The organism is Hymenobacter agri (genome assembly GCF_054778495.1).
Window position 1 is genome coordinate 1 of sequence record NZ_BAAGZM010000019.1, and the last position, 19,992, is coordinate 19,992.

At 61.9% G+C, this 19,992-nt stretch carries 17 protein-coding genes; 7 read left to right on the plus strand and 10 right to left on the minus strand.

The window, feature by feature from the left end; translation table 11 throughout:
• Positions 1 to 340 (plus strand): hypothetical protein (locus tag ACYVDE_RS02360; protein WP_460499877.1); only part of this gene is annotated, 340 nt, incomplete at its 5' end.
• A 3-nt stretch (positions 341 to 343) separates the two neighbouring features.
• Here the strand turns inward: ACYVDE_RS02360 and ACYVDE_RS02365 are convergent.
• From ACYVDE_RS02365 to mce, 3 genes are all read right to left on the minus strand, one after another.
• On the minus strand, positions 344 to 1,786 hold the full coding sequence (locus ACYVDE_RS02365) for a CCA tRNA nucleotidyltransferase (RefSeq protein ID WP_460499878.1): 1,443 nt from the start codon (positions 1,784 to 1,786) through the stop codon (positions 344 to 346).
• Between the two features lie 118 nt (positions 1,787 to 1,904).
• The gene (locus ACYVDE_RS02370; RefSeq protein ID WP_460499879.1) at positions 1,905 to 2,477 is read right to left on the minus strand and encodes an L-threonylcarbamoyladenylate synthase; all 573 of its coding nucleotides are present in this window, start codon (positions 2,475 to 2,477) and stop codon (positions 1,905 to 1,907) included.
• Between the two features lie 91 nt (positions 2,478 to 2,568).
• Positions 2,569 to 2,973 carry a VOC family protein gene (mce, locus tag ACYVDE_RS02375; RefSeq protein ID WP_460499880.1) on the minus strand — a complete coding sequence of 135 codons (405 nt, stop codon included), beginning with the start codon at positions 2,971 to 2,973 and terminating at the stop codon, positions 2,569 to 2,571.
• Positions 2,974 to 3,183: 210 nt separating this feature from the next.
• Here mce and ACYVDE_RS02380 point away from each other — a divergent pair, with 210 nt between their 5' ends.
• From ACYVDE_RS02380 to ACYVDE_RS02395, 4 genes are all read left to right on the plus strand, one after another.
• Positions 3,184 to 4,398 (plus strand): PLP-dependent aminotransferase family protein, encoded by a 1,215-nt coding sequence (locus tag ACYVDE_RS02380; RefSeq protein WP_460499881.1) that lies wholly within the window; start codon positions 3,184 to 3,186, stop codon positions 4,396 to 4,398.
• 102 nt (positions 4,399 to 4,500) lie between these two features.
• Positions 4,501 to 4,911 (plus strand): Fe-S cluster assembly scaffold IscU, encoded by a 411-nt coding sequence (iscU, locus tag ACYVDE_RS02385; RefSeq protein ID WP_190923982.1) that lies wholly within the window; start codon positions 4,501 to 4,503, stop codon positions 4,909 to 4,911.
• A gap of 93 nt (positions 4,912 to 5,004) precedes the next feature.
• Complete coding sequence (locus ACYVDE_RS02390) at positions 5,005 to 5,397, plus strand: hypothetical protein (RefSeq protein WP_460499882.1); 393 nt, start codon at positions 5,005 to 5,007, stop codon at positions 5,395 to 5,397.
• A 123-nt stretch (positions 5,398 to 5,520) separates the two neighbouring features.
• On the plus strand, positions 5,521 to 5,847 hold the full coding sequence (locus tag ACYVDE_RS02395; protein WP_460499883.1) for a HesB/IscA family protein: 327 nt from the start codon (positions 5,521 to 5,523) through the stop codon (positions 5,845 to 5,847).
• Positions 5,848 to 5,936: 89 nt separating this feature from the next.
• On the opposite strand, the gene ACYVDE_RS02400 is transcribed toward ACYVDE_RS02395, so the two are convergent.
• The 3 genes from ACYVDE_RS02400 to ACYVDE_RS02410 form a co-directional block, all read right to left on the minus strand.
• Positions 5,937 to 10,595, minus strand: a complete 4,659-nt coding sequence (locus ACYVDE_RS02400; RefSeq protein WP_460499884.1) for a T9SS type A sorting domain-containing protein — start codon at positions 10,593 to 10,595, stop codon at positions 5,937 to 5,939.
• A 518-nt stretch (positions 10,596 to 11,113) separates the two neighbouring features.
• The gene (locus ACYVDE_RS02405; RefSeq protein ID WP_460499885.1) at positions 11,114 to 11,857 is read right to left on the minus strand and encodes a LytR/AlgR family response regulator transcription factor; all 744 of its coding nucleotides are present in this window, start codon (positions 11,855 to 11,857) and stop codon (positions 11,114 to 11,116) included.
• 177 nt (positions 11,858 to 12,034) lie between these two features.
• On the minus strand, positions 12,035 to 13,105 hold the full coding sequence (locus ACYVDE_RS02410; RefSeq protein WP_460499886.1) for a sensor histidine kinase: 1,071 nt from the start codon (positions 13,103 to 13,105) through the stop codon (positions 12,035 to 12,037).
• Between ACYVDE_RS02410 and ACYVDE_RS02415 the strand changes: the two genes are divergently transcribed.
• Positions 13,098 to 13,331, plus strand: coding sequence for a hypothetical protein (locus ACYVDE_RS02415; protein ID WP_460499887.1), 234 nt, complete (start codon positions 13,098 to 13,100; stop codon positions 13,329 to 13,331). The two genes, ACYVDE_RS02410 and ACYVDE_RS02415, sit on opposite strands and share 8 nt — an antisense overlap.
• 30 nt (positions 13,332 to 13,361) lie before the next feature.
• Positions 13,362 to 15,356: a type I pullulanase gene (pulA, locus tag ACYVDE_RS02420; protein ID WP_460499888.1), complete on the plus strand. Its 1,995-nt coding sequence runs from the start codon at positions 13,362 to 13,364 to the stop codon at positions 15,354 to 15,356.
• Positions 15,357 to 15,497: 141 nt separating this feature from the next.
• On the opposite strand, the gene ACYVDE_RS02425 is transcribed toward pulA, so the two are convergent.
• The 4 genes from ACYVDE_RS02425 to ACYVDE_RS02440 form a co-directional block, all read right to left on the minus strand.
• Entirely contained in the window at positions 15,498 to 16,847 is a 1,350-nt protein-coding gene (locus ACYVDE_RS02425; RefSeq protein ID WP_460499889.1) for a family 43 glycosylhydrolase, read from the minus strand.
• A 35-nt stretch (positions 16,848 to 16,882) separates the two neighbouring features.
• A complete protein-coding gene (locus tag ACYVDE_RS02430; protein WP_460499892.1) occupies positions 16,883 to 18,502 on the minus strand; it encodes a glycoside hydrolase family 43 protein in 1,620 nt (539 codons plus the stop codon).
• A complete protein-coding gene (locus ACYVDE_RS02435) occupies positions 18,502 to 19,458 on the minus strand; it encodes a glycoside hydrolase family 43 protein (RefSeq protein ID WP_460499890.1) in 957 nt (318 codons plus the stop codon). The genes ACYVDE_RS02430 and ACYVDE_RS02435 overlap by 1 nt, the downstream gene beginning before the upstream one ends.
• A 164-nt stretch (positions 19,459 to 19,622) precedes the next feature.
• Positions 19,623 to 19,992 (minus strand): alpha/beta hydrolase (locus ACYVDE_RS02440; protein ID WP_460499891.1); only part of this gene is annotated, 370 nt, incomplete at its 5' end.

The following is a 19,992-nucleotide window of genomic DNA, read 5'->3' on the forward strand; positions in this document are numbered from 1 at the left end:
GCTGGGCGGCATGAGCAACGGCGGCAGCGCGACCCTGTGGTTTGCCAGCCAGCGGCCCGCCGCGTTCCGGGGGTTTTACGCGTTTTCGCCGGGTTCCCGGCTGCCGCTGGGTGCCTCCTACGGCCAGCTGGGCCAGGGCAAGCCCTGCTATCAGCTCAGTGCTAAGGACGACACGACTTTTCCGTATGCCGCCGTCAAGGCGACGTTCGATGGCCGTCCGGCTCAGGCCCGGCGCTGGAAGTTGCAACCGGTAGCGCAGGGCGAGCACGGCTTTTTGTACGGCCCCGAAGGGCCGGCCCTGCTCCGACAAACGCTGGCCCGGCTATACGCGCAGCCGTAGTGTTTAGGCCTGAGCCGGGATAGCCGCTGCGCCTCCCGGCGTCAGGCCCTTAGCCGCGCCTTGGGCCAGCAGAAAAGCCATTGCCGGCTCCATTTCGTTGGTAATGGTGCCTTCCAGAATGGCTTCCATCACGGCTTCCTTCAGCTCGCCCACGGCGCGCGAGGGTTTCAGGCCGAAGGTTTCCATGATGATTTCGCCGGTGATGACGGGCTTGAAGTTGCGCAGGTGGTCTTTTTCTTCCACTTCCTTCAGCTTCTCCTCCACCTGCGTGAAGTTGCGCAGGTACCGCTCCTTCTTCGTGTGGTCTTTGCTGGTGATGTCGGCCCGGCACAGCAGCATCAGGCGGTCAATGTCGTCGCCGGCCTCGAACAACAGGCGGCGCACGGCCGAGTCGGTTACGGTTTCCTTCACCAGCGCGATGGGGCGCAGGTGGAGCCGCACCAGCTTCTGCACCATGCGCATTTCCTCTCCCAGCGGCAGTTTCAGGTCGGTGAAAATGCCGGGTACCCAGCGCGCGCCCTTGTCCTCGTGGCCGTGGAAGGTCCAGCCCACTTTGGGGAAGTAGCGCTTGGTGGCGGGCTTGGCGATGTCGTGCAGCACGGCGGCCCAGCGCAGCCACAGGTCGCCGCTGGCATTAGCCACGTTGTCGAGCACCTGCAGGGTGTGATAAAAGTTGTCCTTGTGGGCGTGCTGGCCTACTTTTTCCACGCCGTGCAGCAGCGCCATCTTCGGGAAGATGAGCTGCAGCAGCCCCGTCTGAAAGAGCAGCTTGAACCCGTAGCTGGGCGTGGGCGACTCGATAATTTTGTTCAGCTCAATGGTGATGCGCTCCTGCGACACAATCTTTATCCGGTCCTTATTCCGAATAATGGCGTCGAAGGTATCGGGCTCAATGTCAAAGTTCAGCTGCGAGGCGAAGCGCACGGCGCGCATCATGCGCAACGGGTCGTCGGAGAACGTCACATCGGGCCCCAGCGGCGTGCGAATGGTTTTGCTGGCCAAGTCCTTCATGCCTTCGTAGCGGTCCACCAGTTCGCCGAAGTTCTCCGGGTTCAGGCTCAGGCCGAGGGCATTGATGGTGAAGTCGCGGCGGGCCAGGTCTTCTTCCAGGGTGCCGGCCTCTACTTCGGGCTTACGGCTTTCGGCGCGGTAGCTCTCCTTACGGGCTCCTACAAACTCAATGTCGCCAGCTTCCTTGGTGGGCAGCATGGCCGTGCCGAAGTTCTTGAACACCTGCACCCGGCCCTTGCCGGGCAGTCGGCGGCCCACGGCTTGCGCTAGGGCAATGCCGTCGCCCACCGTCACCACGTCAATGTCCTTGCTGTCGCGGCCCAGCGCCAAATCGCGCACATAGCCGCCGATGACGTAGGCCGGCTGGCCCAGTTCGGCCGCCGCTTCGGCAATGGTGTGAAAGATGGGCAGGTCGGGCAGTGTGGGCGTGTTCATGCCCGCAAAGTTCGGCGCTGGCCGCAGAACGTGTACCCCGAAATTTCATTTCGGCCCGGGCGCGCCGTTGGTCCGGTCTCATTCCGGCGGGCCGAAATGAAATTTCGGGGTACTCCGCCTAGGGCCGTACTACTTCCAGTTGGCCATCGGCCCCAAGCCGCACTACCCGCGAAGGCGCGGTACGGGAGTCGTCGTCCTGCCGCCAGCCCACCACGTGGTCGACACCGCGCACAATGGCCGCATCCACTTCCTTATACACGGCCGGCGTGGGCTCGCCGGCTTTGTTGGCCGAAGTCGACACCAGCCCGTGGCCCAGGCGGCGCACTACTTTAAAACAAAACTCGTCTTTGGGCACGCGCAGGCCCACGGTGCCATCGGGCCCCACCAGCTCGGGCGCGATGGTGCGGCTGGCGGGCAGGATGTAAGTGGTGGGGCGCGTGTCGGCAGCCAGCATGGCTTCCAACTCGGCGGGCACGTTGGTGGTGTAGCGCTGCAGCATGGCCCAGTCGGCCACCAGCACGATGCTAGGCTTGCCGGCTTCGCGGCCTTTCAGCTTATACAGGGCCTGAACGGCCGGCGGCGCTTCGGCATCGCAGCCCACGCCCCATACGGTATCGGTCGGGTATAGAATGACCTGCTGGAGCAGCAGAGCATCCACGGCAGCATCAACTTCTTGTTGGAAACGGTTCATACGAGGTAGCGCGGACTTTTAGTCCGCGATTGAATTTACAATGGGAATAATCAGACCATTTGCGAGGCCATTCGCGGACTAAAAGTGCGCGCTACTTGATGCTTTGGCACAGCTCCACCAATACGCCGGCCGCACTTTTCGGGTGCACGAAGCACACCAGCTTGTTATCGGCCCCGCGCTTGGGCTCTTCGTTCAGCAGCACGAAGCCTTCCCCTTTCAGCCGCGCCATCTCGGCCCGGATGTCGTCGACTTCAAAAGCTACGTGGTGAATGCCTTCGGGCTTTTTGGCCAGAAATTTCGTGATGGCGCTGTCGGGCGAGGTACCGGCTAACAACTCAATCTTCGAGCCGCCGACCTGGAAGAAAACGGTATCCACGGCCTCGCTGTCCACGTGTTCCTTCTTATAGGGCCCCACGCCGAGCAGCGTGGTGTAGAGGGAAGTGGCGGCTTCGAGGTCGTTCACGGCTAGGCCGAGGTGTTCGAGGTTGGTGAGCATAGGTGGGATTTTGTGGAAGCGAAGGCCGCTGGCCGGGTCGAAAAAGCCGTTTTACCAAGCATTTCGCGCCGTTGCCGGAAGTCGGCGCATTTCCTTATTTAGATTGTGTCTACTTTTGTGAGACCAAAGAAAACTGATTGCCCCCGAACCGTGTTCTAAGGGCCGACCAGTTCTCCATTGGTTTATCTTTTTGCTATACCGCTGCGCGCAATGCTGAAGCTCCCTATTTACCTCGACAACAACGCCACCACGCCGCTCGACCCCCGCGTGCTGGAGGCCATGATGCCTTATCTGACCGACGTGTTCGGCAACGCGGCTTCCCGCAACCATCCCTTCGGCTGGGCTGCTGAGGAAGGCGTGGATTACGCCCGCGAGCAGATTTCGAAGCTCATCAACTGCGACTCGAAGGAAATCATCTTCACGTCGGGCGCTACCGAGTCGGACAACCTGGGCATCAAGGGTGTGTTCGAGATGTATAGCCAGAAAGGCAACCACGTCATCACCTGCACCACCGAGCACAAAGCTGTGCTCGATACCTGCAAGCACATCGAGAAGCTCGGCGGCCGGGTAACCTACCTGCCCGTCGACGAAAAAGGCCTCATTAGCCTCGCCGACCTCGAAGCCGCCATGACGCCCGAGACCATTCTCGTGACCATCATGTACGGCAACAACGAGACGGGCACCATCCAGCCCATCCGCGAAATCGCCAAAATTGCCCACGCCCACGGCGCCCTGTTCATGACGGACGGCACCCAGGCCGTTGGCAAAATCCCGGTTGACGTGTTAGCCGATGGCATCGACATCATGGCCTTCACGGCCCACAAAATGTACGGCCCGAAAGGCGTGGGTGCCCTCTACGTGCGCCGCAAGAACCCCCGGGTGAAAGTGACCGCCCAGATGGACGGCGGTGGCCACGAGCGCGGCATGCGCTCGGGTACCCTCAACGTGCCCGGCATTGTGGGCCTGGGCAAGGCTTGCGAGTTGGCCCGTCTCGAAATGGCCGCCGACACCGCTCGCCTGAGCGCCATGCGCGACCGCCTCGAAAAAGAGCTCACCACGCTGGAAGAAAGCTACATCAACGGCTCGGTGGAGCACCGTCTGCCGCACGTGACGAACATCAGCTTCAAGTACGTGGAAGGCGAAGGCCTGATGATGGGCGTGAAGGACTTGGCCGTATCGTCGGGCTCGGCCTGCACCAGCGCCAGCCTTGAGCCCAGCTACGTACTCAAGGCCTTGGGCCTGAGCGACGACCTGGCCCACAGCAGCCTGCGCTTCGGCCTGAGCCGTTTCACCACCGACGAGCAAATCGACTACGCCATCAATCACGTAAAAGAAGCCGTGACCAAGCTCCGCGAAATGTCGCCTCTGTGGGAGATGTTCAAGGAAGGCGTCGACTTGAGCAAAATCGAGTGGGCCGAACATTAATTCAATGAGGAGTGAAGAATGAGGAATGAAGAATTTGCTTCTGTGCCTCATTAGCTTCAATTCCTCATTCTTCATTATTCATTCTTAATTAAGCGAAGCGAAATGGCTTACTCCGATAAGGTAATTGACCACTACAGCAACCCCCGCAACGTGGGCACGCTGGACAAAAGCAAGAAAAACGTAGGTACCGGCCTCGTGGGTGCCCCCGAGTGCGGCGACGTAATGCGTCTGCAAATCGAGGTGGACGAAGCCACCAATACCATCACCGACGCCAAGTTCAAGACGTTCGGCTGCGGCTCGGCCATTGCCTCGTCGTCGCTCGCAACGGAGTGGCTGAAAGGCAAAACGGTTGACGAGGCTCTGGCCATCGACAACATGGAGATTGTGGAAGAACTGGCGTTGCCGCCCGTAAAAATCCACTGCTCGGTGCTGGCTGAGGATGCCATCAAGTCGGCCATCTCGGACTACCGCGTGAAAAACGGCCTGCCCGCGCTGGAGCTGTCGCACCACTAGTTTTTAATGAGGAATGAAGAATGAGGAATGAAGAATTGGCTTCGCGGCCGGTTCTTCATTCCTCATTCTTCATTCCTCATTCTTCATTAACACATGGACGAATTTGACATTGACCGGTTGGAGCGCGAGATTCGGCAGTATCTGGGCTTGGAGCCGGCGCAGCTGCAGTTTGAGTTTCGGGAGCTGGAAGGCCAGACCCGGCTCGACCTGATTACGGTAAACCCGCGGCACCAGCAGAGCTTCCTGTTTCGCTACGAAACGGGGCGCGACAAGGTGGAATGCCTGGAAAAAATGCTGGCTTACGTGCGCAGCTACCGCGACACCGAAAGCTCGTACACGCTGCAATGGCGCGCCCGGGGCGAGCAGACTCTGCAAACGTCTTACTTCCGGGCGCACAATGTATATGAGGCGCTGGACAAGCTCTATTTCGGCCGCGATTTGAACACGATTACTGTGTTCAGCGTGGTACTGAACCCGAGCTCGTAAGCGGCGGCAAAACTTATTTGGTGGGCGAGCGAACAAAGAAATTCGTCGTCTTGTTTATAATCTGTCTAAATTGCGGTCCCATTCGGCTTACTTCTAAGCCAACGCGGCCCCGCTCCTACTGCCATGATTACCGTATCGGATAAAGCTAAAGAAAAAGTAACGCGCCTGATGCATGATGCGCAGCTTGATGAAACCTATCGCCTGCGCGCTTCGGTGGCTGGCGGCGGCTGCTCGGGCCTGAGCTACAAGCTGGACTTCGACAACGAAGTGCGGCCCATGGACCAGGAATTTGAGGACAAGGGCGTGCGCGTGGTGGTCGACATGAAAAGCTTCCTCTACCTGGCCGGTACCGAGCTGGATTTCTCCGACGGCCTCAACGGGAAGGGCTTCCAGTTCAATAACCCCAACGCCTCGCGCGAGTGCGGCTGCGGCGAGAGCTTCTCGGTATAAGCTGCCGTGGGCGGTTGAGCCATTTCCTTAAGAACATAAAAAAAGCCCCGTGCAAATCGCACGGGGCTTTTTTGTGGCTTAAATCGAGACTATTGCTTCTCAAACTTCTGCACGGTGCGGCCGGCGGCGGTTTGCAGCTCCAGGAAGTAAAGGCCGATGGGCAGGGTTTCGATGTTGATGCTGGCGGTGCCGGCTTCGGTGGTGCCGCGCAACAGGGGCTGACCCAGTTGGCTGAGCACGCGGTAAGGGGTAGCAGCTGCGGCAATGAAGCTGATGCGGCTGTGGGCCGGGTTGGGATAGAGCTCTACCTTGGTGCTTTCGTCCGCGCTAGCCACCGTCACGACGGGCGAGTAGGCGCTACTGCCGTCGAGGTCGACCTGACGCAGACGGTAGTAGAGGCGGCCGGCGGGAGCATTTTTATCGAAAGCAGCGTAGGCCGTGGCCTGAGTGCTGGCACCCTGCGCCGCTACCGAAGCTACTTGCAGATACTCGCGGCCGTTGAGGCTGCGCTGCACTTCGAAGCGGGCGCTGTTTTTCTCGCTGGCGGTGTTCCATTTCAGCGAAACTGCTTTGTCGGGCTGGCGCTGGGCGCTGAAGGCGGTGAGCTCGACAGGCAGTGGGTTGCTGCCGAGGCTGTTGCCCACGGTAGCGGCCGTGCTGGCAAGCGCGAAATCGGAGAAGGACGTGAAAACATCCGACGTGAGGTCGCCAGCTACGTTGCCAGTAGCGGCGCTGCCATTAGCAGTAGTGCGGCCGATGCTTACCCAGTTGGCGCTACCGTTGCGCTTGGCCATCACCAGGGTGTTGTCCTGCGGGTCGGTTACGTAGTCATCTACATCGAAGGCCATGGTGAGCGTGCCGCTGAAGCCGCTGGGCTGGGCATTGGGGGTGAGCGTGGCGTAGCGGATGTTCGACACGCGCGTGAGCGGGGCATCGATACCAGTGGTGCGCGCCGACGTATTAAATATCTCCCCGGTGTAGGTGGTGGTGCTGGTTTGGGCGGCCGCGTTCAGCGTGAGGGGGCGGTAGGCCGCATCCTTACCGATGGGGAACACCGTAGTGGCCGGGCCGGTGGTAACGCGCGCCAGCGGGCCATTCACGAAGCTAGTAGCATTGCCGCCGCTGATGGTAGCGGCGGAGCCGAGCGTGAGCAGGTTGGCCGCGCTGGTGCTGATGATGCCGTTGGTCAGCGCGAATACGCCGTTAACGGTCAGCGGCGAGCCCAGCGTAAGTGTGCCCGACGCGCGGTTCAGGGTGAGGTTGCGGAGCTGGCGGGTGGAGGTGCCGTTGAAGAAGCGCAACGTGCCTAATGCGCCCGTACCGCCAATCACGACGTCGCTGGTAGCGGAGCCGCGCAGGTTGCCGGTGCCGCTCACGGTGCCATTGAGGGTAAGCGTTTGGTTGGCGCCAATATCCAGAATACCCTGGCCGTCGAGCACCAGTGAGTTGGTCACGGTCAGCGACTGCGTCACATCGAGGTAGTCGCCCGCGGTGTGCGATACGCGCAGGTTGCTGAGCGTGGTAGCGCCCGGCGTGAGGCGCAGGGTACCAATGGAGAAGTTGGTGTTGGCCGTTTCCAGGTTCAGCGACGAGCCGGGCGAGAGCGTGAACGTGCCCGTACCGCTGCTGATAACGGCGTTGCCTCCGGCAATGAAGCGCACCGTATTATTATTCACCGCCAGCGTTTTACCCGAGGCAATATCGATACCGCCGCCGTTGCTGCTAGTGTTGCCCAGTTCCACAATGGTGCCGCCGTTGGCGTCGGAAAGCGTAGCGCTGTTGCTCACGAACAGTCGGAACAAGCTCAGGGTGTTGCCGTTGCCGGCCACCGTCTGCGTAGTTACTCCTTGCAGGTCCAGCGTCAGCTTGCGGGTCGCGCTCGGGTCGAAGGTGGTGGTGCCCAACAGCGACAGGTCGCCAAACAGGTTGAGGTAGGCGAAGATGGTGGTGCTGGCGCCGCCTACGTTGGCGACGTTCTCAATCGTGAGGTTGCCGTAGATATCGGTGGTGGCAGAGTTGCTGCCAAAGAAGCGCTTGGTGCCGTTGGTGAGTTTCAGGTTGCCGTAGCCATTGGTGACGATGGGAACGGTGGTAGTACCGGTTTGCGCAAAATCCACCGTGCTGCCCGCGGCCAGGCTGCCCAGCGTCGGAATCGTTGCGTTGAGCAGCGTGAGGACGGCGGTGCCCTGCAGGTCGATGGTGCCGGTGTACGCAAAAGTTGTCGGCACCGTGAAGCTGGCGCCGGAGGCCAGCACCACTTTCGAGCCGGTGCCCGATACCGTCCAGGCCCCCGAAATGGTGCGGTTGGTACCGCTCACGGTATACGTTTTGCCGGTGGCGGTGAAGTTGGGCGGCGACTGGCCGGTGCCGTCGGTATTGAAGCCGTACGTGGCCAGCGAGTTCAGGTCGCCGGTAGGTTTCGCGTAATACACGGTCGGCGTGGGGATGGTCGTCAGGCTGGCCGTGCCGGGGGCCGTGGTGAGGTAATTCTCCTGGCCGGCTACGTTGTCGTCGTTGTAGGCGTATACCGACACCGTATAGCTCACATTCTGCGTCAGGTTGGTCAGCGTAGCAGTCGTGGTGGTGCCATCGGCTACCATGATGTAGTTGCCGGTACCCTGCAGGTTGCCGCTGCCCAACACCGTGCTGACCGTGTACGTCGCATTATCGGCGGGAGCAGTGAAGCCCGAGGCCGAAGCCGTGCGCAGCACCACCAGCCGCTTCTGGCCGTTGCCGCCACTGAGCGTGATGTCGGCCTGGGTGAAGCCCACATTGCTCACCGTCACGGTGGGCTGCAGGGTAGGCTCGGTGGCCGTCGTCGCTACGGTGCCCGACACCAACACGTTGGCCGTAAGCGTACCGTTGGTGTTCACGACAGTGCCCGACAAGGCCCCGGCTACCTGGCCCGACAGGCGCACGTACACCGTTTGGCTGATGCTGCCGCTGCTGGGCGTGAGGGTCAGGCTGTTGGCATCGGTGGTGATGCCGGTGAAGGCAGACGTGGTGGATACCTGAAAACCCGCAGGAGCCGTCACGGTCACATCGGCAGTGCCCAGGTTGGCGCCGGTCAGGGTGTAGGTTTTGGCGGCCGAGGGAGTACCCTGCGACGTCGTGGCCAGGCTTACAGAGGTGGGCGTAGTGGCCGGCGAGGTGCTGGCCGTGAGTGTGGCCACGGGCGCCGCGGGCGTCGCCGTTGCCGTGGCCCCCGTGCTGAAGCCGTCGCCGTTGGTGGTGAAGGCCTTGAAGAAATACGGCGAGCCGTTGGTAAGCGCTGTCACCGTGACGCCCGTGCCCGTGCCGTCGTACACCACAAACTGGCCGCCGCCCAGGTCGGTACCGCTGCCAAAAGCGGCATTGGCGGTGAAGGAACCATTGGGTACGGCCGTAATAGCCGCGGCGCTGGCCACCACCACAGTACGGGTAAGGCAGGCGGTGGGGTTGGCCCAGGTCAGGGGTACCTGGGCGTTGCCGGCCGTGGCCACAAACGCCGTCACGTTGTTCGTCTGGTAGTTCACCACCGTCAGGTTGGCGCCGTTGTCGGAGCCGGTGGTAGCGGGGTTGCTGGCGTCGACGCGGATGCGGTAGCTGCTGCCCGAGGCCAGGCTGCTGGGAATGGTCGCGCTGATGGTGCCGGAGTTCTGGTCGCTCACCAGCGTACCGATGCTGGTGCTGCCGATGTAGGCCGTGTAGGTATTGCCGGAGTAGGTACCCGAAGAGGTGAAAGGAACCGATACAGCCGTGCCCGACGCGCCCACGCAATAGGTAGTGGCCGGAATGGCCGTGGTGGTCACGGCGTTAGCGGGGGCAACCGCCGTCACGGTGAAGTTGATGGCATTGGAAGCAGCGCCGTTGGAATTCTTAACGACCACGGGGTAGGTACCGACGGTTGCTACCAGTGCTGCCGTAACCGTGGCCGTGAGTTGCGTGGCCGAAACGAACGTCGTGGTCAGCGCTGTACCGTTGAAGTAAGCGGTGGCTCCGCTTTGAAAACCTGTTCCGTCCAGCGTCATCGTGAAGTCGCTGCTGCCAACCGTAGTCGTGTTGGGGGTGAGCGTGGTAATAGACGGCGGGTTAGCAGCAATCGAGACGTCATCAATACCAAGGGCCTGCGCATTGGAGGTTGTCGTACCCGTCGTCACGGAGTAATTCCAGGCCAGGTACAAGGTACCATTGGCGGCGAGCGGAGTCGCCAGCGTTAGCGTTTGGCCCGAAACCGGCGTACTGCTGATTGGGCTCGGGTTGGGAATGGCCGTTCCTACCGTTGCATCCGCTGGAAAGCTTGTCAGGAAGTTGCTGCCGGCACTCGTCCAAGAAGTACCGTTGGTTGAATAGTACAGCTGTATGGAGTACCCCCCCATGGTAGACCCAAGGCGATACTTATTCACGTTGTAGCTGATGCCGAATGTGGAGATGGCCGTGGTGGCACTGCTGTTTTGCAGCTGAACATAGACGTTGGTTCCCTTTGAGCCACTTGTGCTGGTGAGCCCGCCAACGGCCCGGTCGGTAGTGGAAGTAGATGTGCCGTTGCCGAAGTTGTACACGCCCCCCGTTGAAATTGTAGTGCCGGGCCCGGCAGTATTGGGGATGGAAGTGCCGGCGCTCGTCCAGGCATCCACGTTACGCACGGAGGCTGAACTAAAAATGCGCCAGCCAGTAGGCATGGCGGAAGTAATGCCCGTAAACGGCTGCACCACCGGAGCTCCGCCGGGAGTAATGGCCACCTGCCCCCGCCCAACCAGCGGAAGCACTACCAGCAGCAGCGCCAAAGCACGGCTGCAGAAAGAAGAAAAGACTGTACAGGTTTGCTGCATAAACAACGGTGTTGAAGGGAATAAGTGAAAAGCCTTGGGTGGGCACACAGACAGTAAAACTAGCGAGATGCACCAATACTATTTATATGCCGCGAGTTATTAAAATATTATAATTAAAAACAGTGCAAACCACATGGCCGGAGCCGTGTCTTCAGCTCAACTTCATATAAGCATAGTCCTGTTTGGCCATAGTAAAAAAGCCCCTGCTGCAGCAGGGGCTTCGAGTATACTTCGTTCCGAACGATGGTGTCTGCTATATAAGGTCGGGCAGGAATGCCTATGCAAAACGCTACTGGCAGCGGCAACCCGCTGGGGGTGGCCACGCTGCACGGCCCCAATGAGTTGTAGCGAACAAAACCAACCGGAATGATGCCGCAGCGTGCCAGACGCCTGTTTCATTGGGAGCTCACTGCCCGAACGCAGGCAGTAGACGGTGCCCGGGCGCAACAGCACGCTCAGCTCCAGCGACTGAGAAACTGCAGAAACGCTTCCTTATACTGGTCGCCCACGGGGATGGTGACGGCTCCAATCTGCACGGTGAGGCGGCGCACGGCCTCAATCTTGTCGAGCGCCACGATGAACGAGCGGTGGATGCGCATGAAGCGCCGGGTGGGCAGCTTCTCTTCCATCGCCTTCAGGCTCATGAGCGAGAGCAGGGCGCGCGGCGTGCTTTTCAGGTGCACCTTCACGTAGTCCTTCAGGCCTTCCACGTAGAGAATGTCGCTCAGGGCCACGCGCACGAGCTGGTATTCAGCTTTGAGAAAGAGGTATTCTTCTTCCTCGGCGGCGGGGGCGGCGGCCGGCGCGGGGGCCGCTACCAGCTCGGCGTAAGCGCGGGCCTTACCCGCGGCCCGCAGAAACTCCTCGTAGTTGAAGGGCTTGACGAGGTAGTCGAGGGCATCGACGCGGTAGCCGTCGAGGGCATACTGCGGAAAAGCGGTGGTGAACACCACGCGCGGGCCGCTCGGGCCCAGCACGCGGGCCAGCTCCAGCCCGTTCAGCTCCTGCATCTGAATATCGAGAAATGCCAAATCGACCGTCCCGGGGTGCTCGTGCAGGTATTTCAGGGCTTCCACAGCGCTGCCAAACTTGCCCACCAGCTCCAGAAACGGCGTTTTCTGCACGAAGGAGGCTACCAGGCCCAGGGCCAGGGGCTCATCATCGACGGCAATGGTGCGGAGGGGTGGCAGGGTGGTCATTATATTAGGGTATGAGGGTGTGGGGTAGGAGGTATTCGGCTGTCATTCTGAGCGCAGCGAAAGACCTTATCACTGCTGTTACGATTGATTTACTGCTAACTGTTCTGGCTTGATAAGGTCCTTCGCTGCGCTCGGGATGACAGCCGAACACCTAACACTAAAAACATCCCCCCCCTCCTACGCGACCTTCAGCGTGAGGTGCACGCGGAACTCCTGCGCCGGCGTATGGGGCTCGACGTGTAGCGTAGAGCGGCCGGGGTAGAGTAAGTCGAGGCGGCGGCGGGTGTTGGCCAGGCCGATGCCGTTGCTGCCGGCCAGGTCGGTGCCGGGCGCGGGCAGCAGGGTGTTGCGCACTTCCAGTTCCAGCACGTCGGGCGCGGGCTGGCGCAGGCCAATGAAGATGTTGCTTTTCTGGGTGGCGGCCACGCCGTGCTTGAAGGCATTTTCGAGGAAGGGCAGCAGCAGCATGGGGGCCACGGGCACGTCGCGCACAGGCTCGGGCTTCTCGAACGTGACCGTTACACGCTCATCAAGCCGCAGCTGCATGAGGGTGATGTAATCCTGCACGAAGGCGATTTCCTGGCTGAGCAGGGTGAGGCCGCCGGCCGTGTCGTAGAGCACGTAGCGCATCATGCGCGAGAGGCGATGGATGGCTTCGCGGGCCTGCTCGCCGTCGAGCAGGGTGAGGGCGTAGATGTTATTGAGCGTGTTGAAGAAGAAGTGCGGGTTAATCTGGGCCTTGAGCACCGAGAGCTCCGACTGCACGCGCTGCTGCTCCAGCGTCTGCCGAATCTGAGCGTCGTGCTGCCATTTCTGCACCACCGTGATGCAGGTGCTGATGCCCAGCACGAACATGGTAGTGAGTAAGCCCATCGTATCGATGTGCGGGCCGGTGCGGGGCAGCCGGGGCCGGCCCGCGGCGGCCATAAAGGCCTTATCCATGAGCGCGGGCAGATTCAGGGCCGTTTCGAGGAAGCGGCTGAAGGCCAGCACGGCCACTGTGGTGCCCACCAGTGCCAACACAAACCAGCCGGTGCGCCCGCCGAACAGCAGCCGCGGCACCGTGACCCGGGCCGTGAGGTAGAACGTGCTCACCCACACCCCGAACATCAGCCCCTGCTTCAGCCAGAACTGCGGCGGCATCGTGAGCCGCCCGGTGAGCGGCTGAAACAGCAGGAAAATCAGCCCAAACAGCCCCCACACCAGCACGTGAATGAGGGGCGTAAGGTAGCGGCGGGGCGTGAGCATGGGCAAGGGCGGGAGGGATTTACCAAACAAACATAGCCGCCTGGCCGCGGGCAGGCGGGCCGAAAACGACCGCGCCGGGCATTGTATCGACGGCGGCGCAGGTTTCATCGGCTGGGAAACGGGCCACGAACTGATTGCCGTGAAGATGATTCGGAACTACTTGCGACCGATTTTGCACCACTCCGTAGTTGGCCTGAACTACTTCGGGCCGGTCATCCTTTCCTGACTTCGGCCCTCAAGCCCGACCTTTGCCCTTATGATTCGTCTGCTACCGCTGCTGCTCGTGTTGCTCTCGCCTGCCCCGGCCCCGGCCGCCCCACCCCTGCCCGATTTCGCCAGCTACCCCGTGTACCACGGCCCCGACCTGGGCCTGACTTGGCAGGGCAAGCAGGCTACCCTGCGCGTGTGGGCCCCCACCGCCGAAGCCCTGCACCTGAAGCTGTACGCGGCCGGTACCGGCGGCGCGCCCCTGACCGACTACGCCATGACCAAAGCCCAGGAAGGCACCTGGACCTACGCCCTGCCCGCCGGCACCACCGGCTTCTACACCGTGCAGGCCACCATCGGGGGCAAGAAAATGGCCGAAGTGGCCGATCCCTACGCCCACGCCGTGGGCCTCAACGGCCGCCGCGGGGCCGTGTTCAACCCCGCCATCGCGCAGCCGGCTGGCTGGGATACCGACCTGCGCCCGGCCCTGAAGCAAACCACCGACATCGTGATTGGCGAGGTGCACGTGCGCGACCTGACCATGCACCCGCAGTCGGGCGTGCGCCACAAGGGCAAGTTTCTGGGCGCGGCCCAGACCGGCACCCACGGCCCCGACAACGTGAGCACCGGCCTCGACCATTTGGTTGAATTGGGCCTGACGCACGTGCACCTGCTGCCCACCAACGACTTCGCCAGCATCGACGAAGCCGAGCCCGCCCGCGCCAACCGCTACAACTGGGGCTACGACCCGCTGAACTACTCGGTGCCCGAAGGCTCGTACTCGACCGATGCCGCCAACCCGGCCGCCCGCATCCGCGAGTTCAAGCAGCTGGTGGAGAACCTGCACGGCGCGGGCCTGCGCGTGGTGCTCGATGTGGTGTATAACCACGTGGCCGATGCCGGCCGCAGCAATTTTGAGCAGCTCGTGCCCGGCTACTACTTCCGCCACAACCCCGACGGTACCTTGAGCAACGCCACCGCCTGCGGCAACGAAGTGGCCTCCGAGCGGCCCATGGTGCGCAAGCTCATCGTGGAATCGGTGGCGTACTGGGCCCGCGAGTACCACGCCGACGGCTTCCGCTTCGACCTGATGGGCGTGCTCGACCTCGAAACCATGCGCGCCGTGCGCGTGGCCCTCGACCAGCAGGACCACAGCATTTTCATCTACGGCGAGGGCTGGACCGCCGGCCCCTCGCCCCTGCCCGAAGCCGAGCGCGCCGTGAAGGCCAACATCCTGAAAATCGACCGCATCGCGGCCTTCGGCGACGAGCTGCGCGACGGCGTGAAGGGCCACTACGCCCGCCAGACCGAGCCCGGCTTCGCCAGCGGCCAGCCCGGCCTGGAGGAGAGCGTGAAGTTCGGCATCGCGGGCGCTACCCAGCACCCGCAGCTCGATTACAGCAAGGTGAACTACTCGAAAGCGGCCTGGGCCAACTCGCCCGCGCAGGCCATCAACTACGTGGCCTGTCACGACGACCGGGTACTCTGGGACAAGCTCAGCGTGTCGAACCCCAGCGCCACCGAGGCGCAGCTCATCAAGATGGACGTGCTGAGCAATACCATCGTTTTTACCTCGCAGGGCGTGCCATTCTTGCCGGTGGGCGACGAGTTTCTGCGCACCAAAGGCGGCTCCTCCAACTCGTACAACCAGCCCGACAGCGTGAACCAGCTCGACTGGGCCCGCAAAGCCAAATACTTGCCGGTGTACGAGTTCTACCGCAAGCTGCTGGGCCTGCGCCGCAACCACCCGGCCTTCCGCCTGTCCACCGCCGCGCTGGTGCAGCAGCACCTGGAGTTTCTGCCCGCCAAGCCCGGCGTCATCGCCTACCGCCTGAAAGACCACGCCGGCGGCGACAGCTGGCAGGACATCATCGTCATTTTCAACGGCAAGCGCAGCGCCGACAGCCTGGCCCTGCCCCGCGACACTTACAAAGTGGTACTCCGCGGCGACCAAATCAACGAAGACGGCCTCGACGTGTTGGAAGTCACCAGCGGCGTGCAGCTGCCCGGCAACTCGGCCCTGATACTGGTGCCGATAAAGTAGATTGTGAAAAAAAGAGAACGTCATGCTGAACTTGTCGAGGCATCTCTACCGCAGTAGTAAACCCAATCGTCGGGATTAGCTGCGCAGTAGAGATGCCTCGACAAGCTCAGCATGACGCTCAAGCAAGTACGGAGTGCCCGCTCACTCAAACCGCACCCAGTCGATTTCTGCAGCCGCGCCCTTGCCCTGCGATACCACAAACAGCGTGTGCGTGCCGGTTGGAGAAACTGCCAGCGGAGCTTTCATTTCCCGCCAGGCCTGGCCGGCCGGCACCGCCACCCGGGCCAAAACTGGCCCCTTCACTCCGTCGAGGCGAACTTCCACCGTAGCTCCCGCGGCTGAAGCAGCTCGAAGTGTCAGCGTTTTCGTCTTAGCCCCGGTAAAGGCTACGCCGTTGTACTGCACCCAGCTTTGCGGACCCGTCAGCACGGTTTTCCAGCCACCGAAGCGGTTGGCTGTGTCGAGGAAGGCGATGGAGGCGCCCGCGGGGCTGAGGCGGCTGTAGCGGTCGAGCTGGATTTTCTGGCGGGCGCTGGTCAGGCCTACGCCGCGCAGGGTGGGTGTTACTTTCCGGATGCGGCCGTCGGGCTCGAAAAACAGGCTATCGAGCCGAATAGAGCGGTTTTTATCGAACTGCGGCGACAGGTCGTTGTGATGGTAGAACAGGTACCACTGCTTGTTGAACTCGATGATGGAGTGGTGGTTGGTCCAGCAGCCGGTGGGCGACTCGTCCATGAGCACGCCCCGCACCGTGAACGGGCCCAGCGGGCTGGTGCTGGTGGCGTATTCCAGCCGCTCGGTCTTGTTCTCAACGTGCGGATAAGTGAGGTAGTACACGCCCTTGCGCTCGAACACATACGGGCCCTCCTTCAGGCCTTTGGTGGGCAGCTCGCTCAGGGTTTTGGGCTCTTCGGCCAGCTCCAGCATGTTCTCCTTCAGCCGGGCGCCGTAAATGTTGCCCTGCGACCAGTAGAGGTAGGCTTGGCCGTCTTTGTCGATAAACACGTTGGGGTCGATGCCGCGCACGCCCTTGATGGGCAGCGGCTGCGGCACGAAGGGGCCCGTCGGCTTACCGGCCACGGCCACGCCAATGGTGAAGCCCTTGCTGATGGCCGTGTCGCGAGGCGCGGAGGGAAAGTAGAAGTAGTACTTGCCGTTGCGAAACACGCAATCGGGCGCCCACATGCTGTAGCTGTCGGGCTTCACCCAGGGCACCTTGTTTTGGGTGACGATGACACCGTGGTCAGTCCAGTCGGTGAGGTTGGCGGAAGAAAACACGTGGTAGTCCTCCATCACAAACCAGCCGGCTCGCCCGCGCCCGGGCGTGGCCCGGATATCGTGCGAAGGGTACACGTACACCCGCCCGTTGAACACCCGCGCCGAAGGGTCGGCGGTAAACTGGTCGGTGATGAGTGGATTTTGGGCGTGGGCCGACGGCAAGGCAGACAGGGCCAGCACCGTGAGCAGCCAAAGTTTTATGTTTTTTAGCATAAGTTATTCGTGCTGGTGAGGCGCTCGCCGAACAATTATTTAGTCAGCTTATCGGTGATGCGGAAATAGTCAAAATCAGCGTAGCCGCCCGGCGCCTGCGTGGCGTAGTTGAACAGCCCGAAGCGGTAGCCCATGAAATGCGGCAGCGTGTAGGCCATCTTCAGCGGCCCGCCCACAGGCTGCCAGGCCTTGCCGTCGAGGCTGTACAAGAAGGTGGCCACGTCCTTGCGGTCCCGGAAATCGCACTCGATTTTGAAATACACCTTATCCTGGTGCAGCGGCAGGCGCTGCAGCTCCACCGGCTTCTCCGATTCGGCACTGACCATCACAATGGCTTTGCCGCCCGCGCTGGCCTGCACGCCCAGCAGGCCGTAGCGCCGCTGCAGCACGGCAAGGCCGGCAAAGTCGCCGGCTTGCAGGTGCGACACGTCCACGGCCGTGCTGCCGGCGCACTGCGGACCGATGGTACGCTGGGTGAGCGTGTTGCGGGCCAGTAGAAACGAGGTATCGGCCCGGCTGGTGCGCAGGCGCAGGTAGCCCGGGCGTTCGGCTAGCGACCAATTGCGGTTGTCGGGGTTGTGGTTCCACTGCCACACTAGCGGCAGGGCTGGCTCGCCTGCCCGGCGCGCAAATTCATCGGAAGCCACGATGCCCGGAATCAGGCTTTTGTTGGCGGGCAAGGGCAGCGTTTCGGGCACTTTGCCGGCGGGGTTGCCCAGCACCGGCCAGCCACTCTCCCACCGCACCGGCACCAGGTAGGGAATGCGGCCCACCGCCCCAAAATCGCGGAATAAGTAGGCATACCACTGCCCATCGGGCGTATCGACGAGGCCGCCCTGAGCCACGCCCAAATCCTGCAGGGCCACCCGGCCCTCGTAGGGGCCAGTAATTTTATCGGCCCGGTGCACCACTACGGTGCGCATGCCGCCCTTCGGCCAGGTGATGTGGAAGAGGTAGTATTTGCCGTTGACTTTGAATAGCTGCGAGCCTTCGGCCGGTAGGCCGGGGTTGGGCCCGGCGGGGGCGCTGGCATTCTCGATGAGCACCTGCGGCGTGGTGCCCGGCTTCAGGCCCGACAGGCCGGCGCTGAGCTCGGCCAGCTGGATTTTGCCGCTGCCGAACACCATGTACACGCGGCCATCGTCGTCGAAAAACAGGGAATGGTCGTGCAAGCTTGGCCGGAAGGAAACGGCCTTCCAAGGGCCGCGCTCGATGTTTTTGGTGGAGTAGATGTGCGTGCGGCCCGTGCTCTGCGAGAAGGTACTCACGTAGTAGGTGCCTTGGTGATAGCGCAGGCTGCTGGCCCAGGAGCCGCGCCCGTAGGTGCTCTTGCCGTGGGCCAGGTTCAGGGCGTCGGTACTGGCCAGGGTGTCGTAGGCGTAGCTCACTAGCCGCCAGTTCACGAGGTCGGTCGACTTCATGATGGGCACGCCGGGGCTCATATGCATCGTCGTGCTGCTCATGTAGTAGGTGCGCCCCACCCGAATTATCGATAAGTCGGGCACGTCGGCGTACACGATAGGATTGTGGGCCGCCGGGGTCTGGGCCCGCGCCGGCCCACCCAGCAGGCAGAGCCCAGCCAGCAGCAGCAAGCAGCAGCTTTTCAAGGCCACCCAGCGGGCCGGGCCGAATTTGTGGGAGAGCTGGCTATACATCATTTCACCGGACCCACGCCACGGGTCGTTTGCACAATGGGTTGAATGGAGCCGTCGGGGTTGTAGCGCAGCTCCTCCACGCAGATGGAGCGGCGGTAGCTGCCGCCGGTGGGCAGGGCGCCGTTGTGGTAGAAGAAGTAGCTCTTGCCCTTGTAGTCGATGATGCCCGGGTGCGTGGTGAAGCTGTTGGGCACGTTTTCCTGCAGGATGCCGCGGTACGTCCACGGCCCGGTGGCGCTGGGGGCCGTGCAATACTCAATCATTTCGGGCTTGGTGCCGTTGCCGGCGTACACGAGGTAGTACAGCTTCTTGCGCTTGTACACCCAGGGGCCTTCGATATAGTTCTTGATATTCAGCACCGTGATGGGGCCCGCCAGCTCCGTCAGGTTGTCCTTCAGCTTCACCCAGCGGCAGCTTAGGTTGCCCCAGTACAGGTAGGCCTGCTTATCGTCGTCGATGAAAACGGTGGGGTCAATATCGTCCCAGGCGTGGGGCTTATCGGTGGTCATCTCATTCACGATAAGCGCCTTGCCGATGGCATCCCGAAAAGGGCCGGTGGGCCGGTCCGACACCGCCACGCCGATGGCCGCGCCGCCCTGGCTGTTGCCGTCCTTCTTGTGAAAGGTGGATACAAACCAGTAGAACTTGCCTTTGTGGTACACGCACTGCGCCGCGTAGGCATCGCCGGTGGCCCAGGCAAAGGTGTGGGGCGACAGGCGCGAGCCGTAGTCCTTCCAGTGCACCAGGTCGGTGGTGGAGTAGATGCGCCAGTCGGGCATCTTGTAGTTGGTTTCCTTCACCGAGGCCGTGTCGTGGCCGGTGTACAAAAACAGCGTGTCGTGGTACACCAGCGGCGCCGGGTCGGCCGTGAATACGTCCCGGATGATGGGGTTCTGCGCCCGCACGAGCGGGCAGGCCGCCAGGGCCAGCAGAACAGCCAGAAGCATGTTTTTCATAGCAAAAGCAGCAGAGCATGAATGAGCCAGAAAATCTTTTTTGAACGTCATACTGAGCTTGTCGAAGCATCTCTACCGCAGTAGTAGTAAATGAATTACTCTTCGCGGTAGAGATGCTTCGACAAGCTCAGCATGACGTTCTGTGTATTCATCGCCCAAGCGGCCTAAAACAGCTTCTGGGCGAACAGGTACAAATCGTGCCGCCACACGGGCCAGGTGTGGCCGCCGGGGTACTCGCTATAGGCGTACCGAATGCCGAGCTCGTCCAGCCGGGCGCGCATCGCCTTGTTGTTGGCGTAGGCAATGTCTTCGGGCCCGCCCATCGAGAGCCACAACTGCCGGAGGTTGGTATTGATGGTGCCGGCGTTGGCTTTCATAAAGGCGTACTGCGGGTCGGCCAGGGCCGCGTTGTTGGCAAAGAAACCCGAGCTGAACACGCCCAGATATTGAAACAGGTCGGTGTTGCGGATGCCGGCGTAGAGCGTTTGCAGGCCGCCGAGCGACAGGCCCGCCAGCGCCCGGTTCGGCGCGCCC

Excerpts from the sequence above, each read along its gene's own strand:
- ACYVDE_RS02365 (WP_460499878.1), bottom strand. The coding sequence starts at position 1,786 with ATGAACACGCCCACACTGCCCGACCTGCCCATCTTTCACACCATTGCC.
- ACYVDE_RS02370 (WP_460499879.1), bottom strand. The coding sequence starts at position 2,477 with ATGAACCGTTTCCAACAAGAAGTTGATGCTGCCGTGGATGCTCTGCTG.
- mce (WP_460499880.1), bottom strand. The coding sequence starts at position 2,973 with ATGCTCACCAACCTCGAACACCTCGGCCTAGCCGTGAACGACCTCGAA.
- ACYVDE_RS02380 (WP_460499881.1), top strand. The coding sequence starts at position 3,184 with ATGCTGAAGCTCCCTATTTACCTCGACAACAACGCCACCACGCCGCTC.
- iscU (WP_190923982.1), top strand. The coding sequence starts at position 4,501 with ATGGCTTACTCCGATAAGGTAATTGACCACTACAGCAACCCCCGCAAC.
- ACYVDE_RS02390 (WP_460499882.1), top strand. The coding sequence starts at position 5,005 with ATGGACGAATTTGACATTGACCGGTTGGAGCGCGAGATTCGGCAGTAT.
- ACYVDE_RS02395 (WP_460499883.1), top strand. The coding sequence starts at position 5,521 with ATGATTACCGTATCGGATAAAGCTAAAGAAAAAGTAACGCGCCTGATG.
- ACYVDE_RS02405 (WP_460499885.1), bottom strand. The coding sequence starts at position 11,857 with ATGACCACCCTGCCACCCCTCCGCACCATTGCCGTCGATGATGAGCCC.
- ACYVDE_RS02410 (WP_460499886.1), bottom strand. The coding sequence starts at position 13,105 with ATGCTCACGCCCCGCCGCTACCTTACGCCCCTCATTCACGTGCTGGTG.
- pulA (WP_460499888.1), top strand. The coding sequence starts at position 13,362 with ATGATTCGTCTGCTACCGCTGCTGCTCGTGTTGCTCTCGCCTGCCCCG.
- ACYVDE_RS02425 (WP_460499889.1), bottom strand. The coding sequence starts at position 16,847 with ATGCTAAAAAACATAAAACTTTGGCTGCTCACGGTGCTGGCCCTGTCT.
- ACYVDE_RS02430 (WP_460499892.1), bottom strand. The coding sequence starts at position 18,502 with ATGTATAGCCAGCTCTCCCACAAATTCGGCCCGGCCCGCTGGGTGGCC.
- ACYVDE_RS02435 (WP_460499890.1), bottom strand. The coding sequence starts at position 19,458 with ATGAAAAACATGCTTCTGGCTGTTCTGCTGGCCCTGGCGGCCTGCCCG.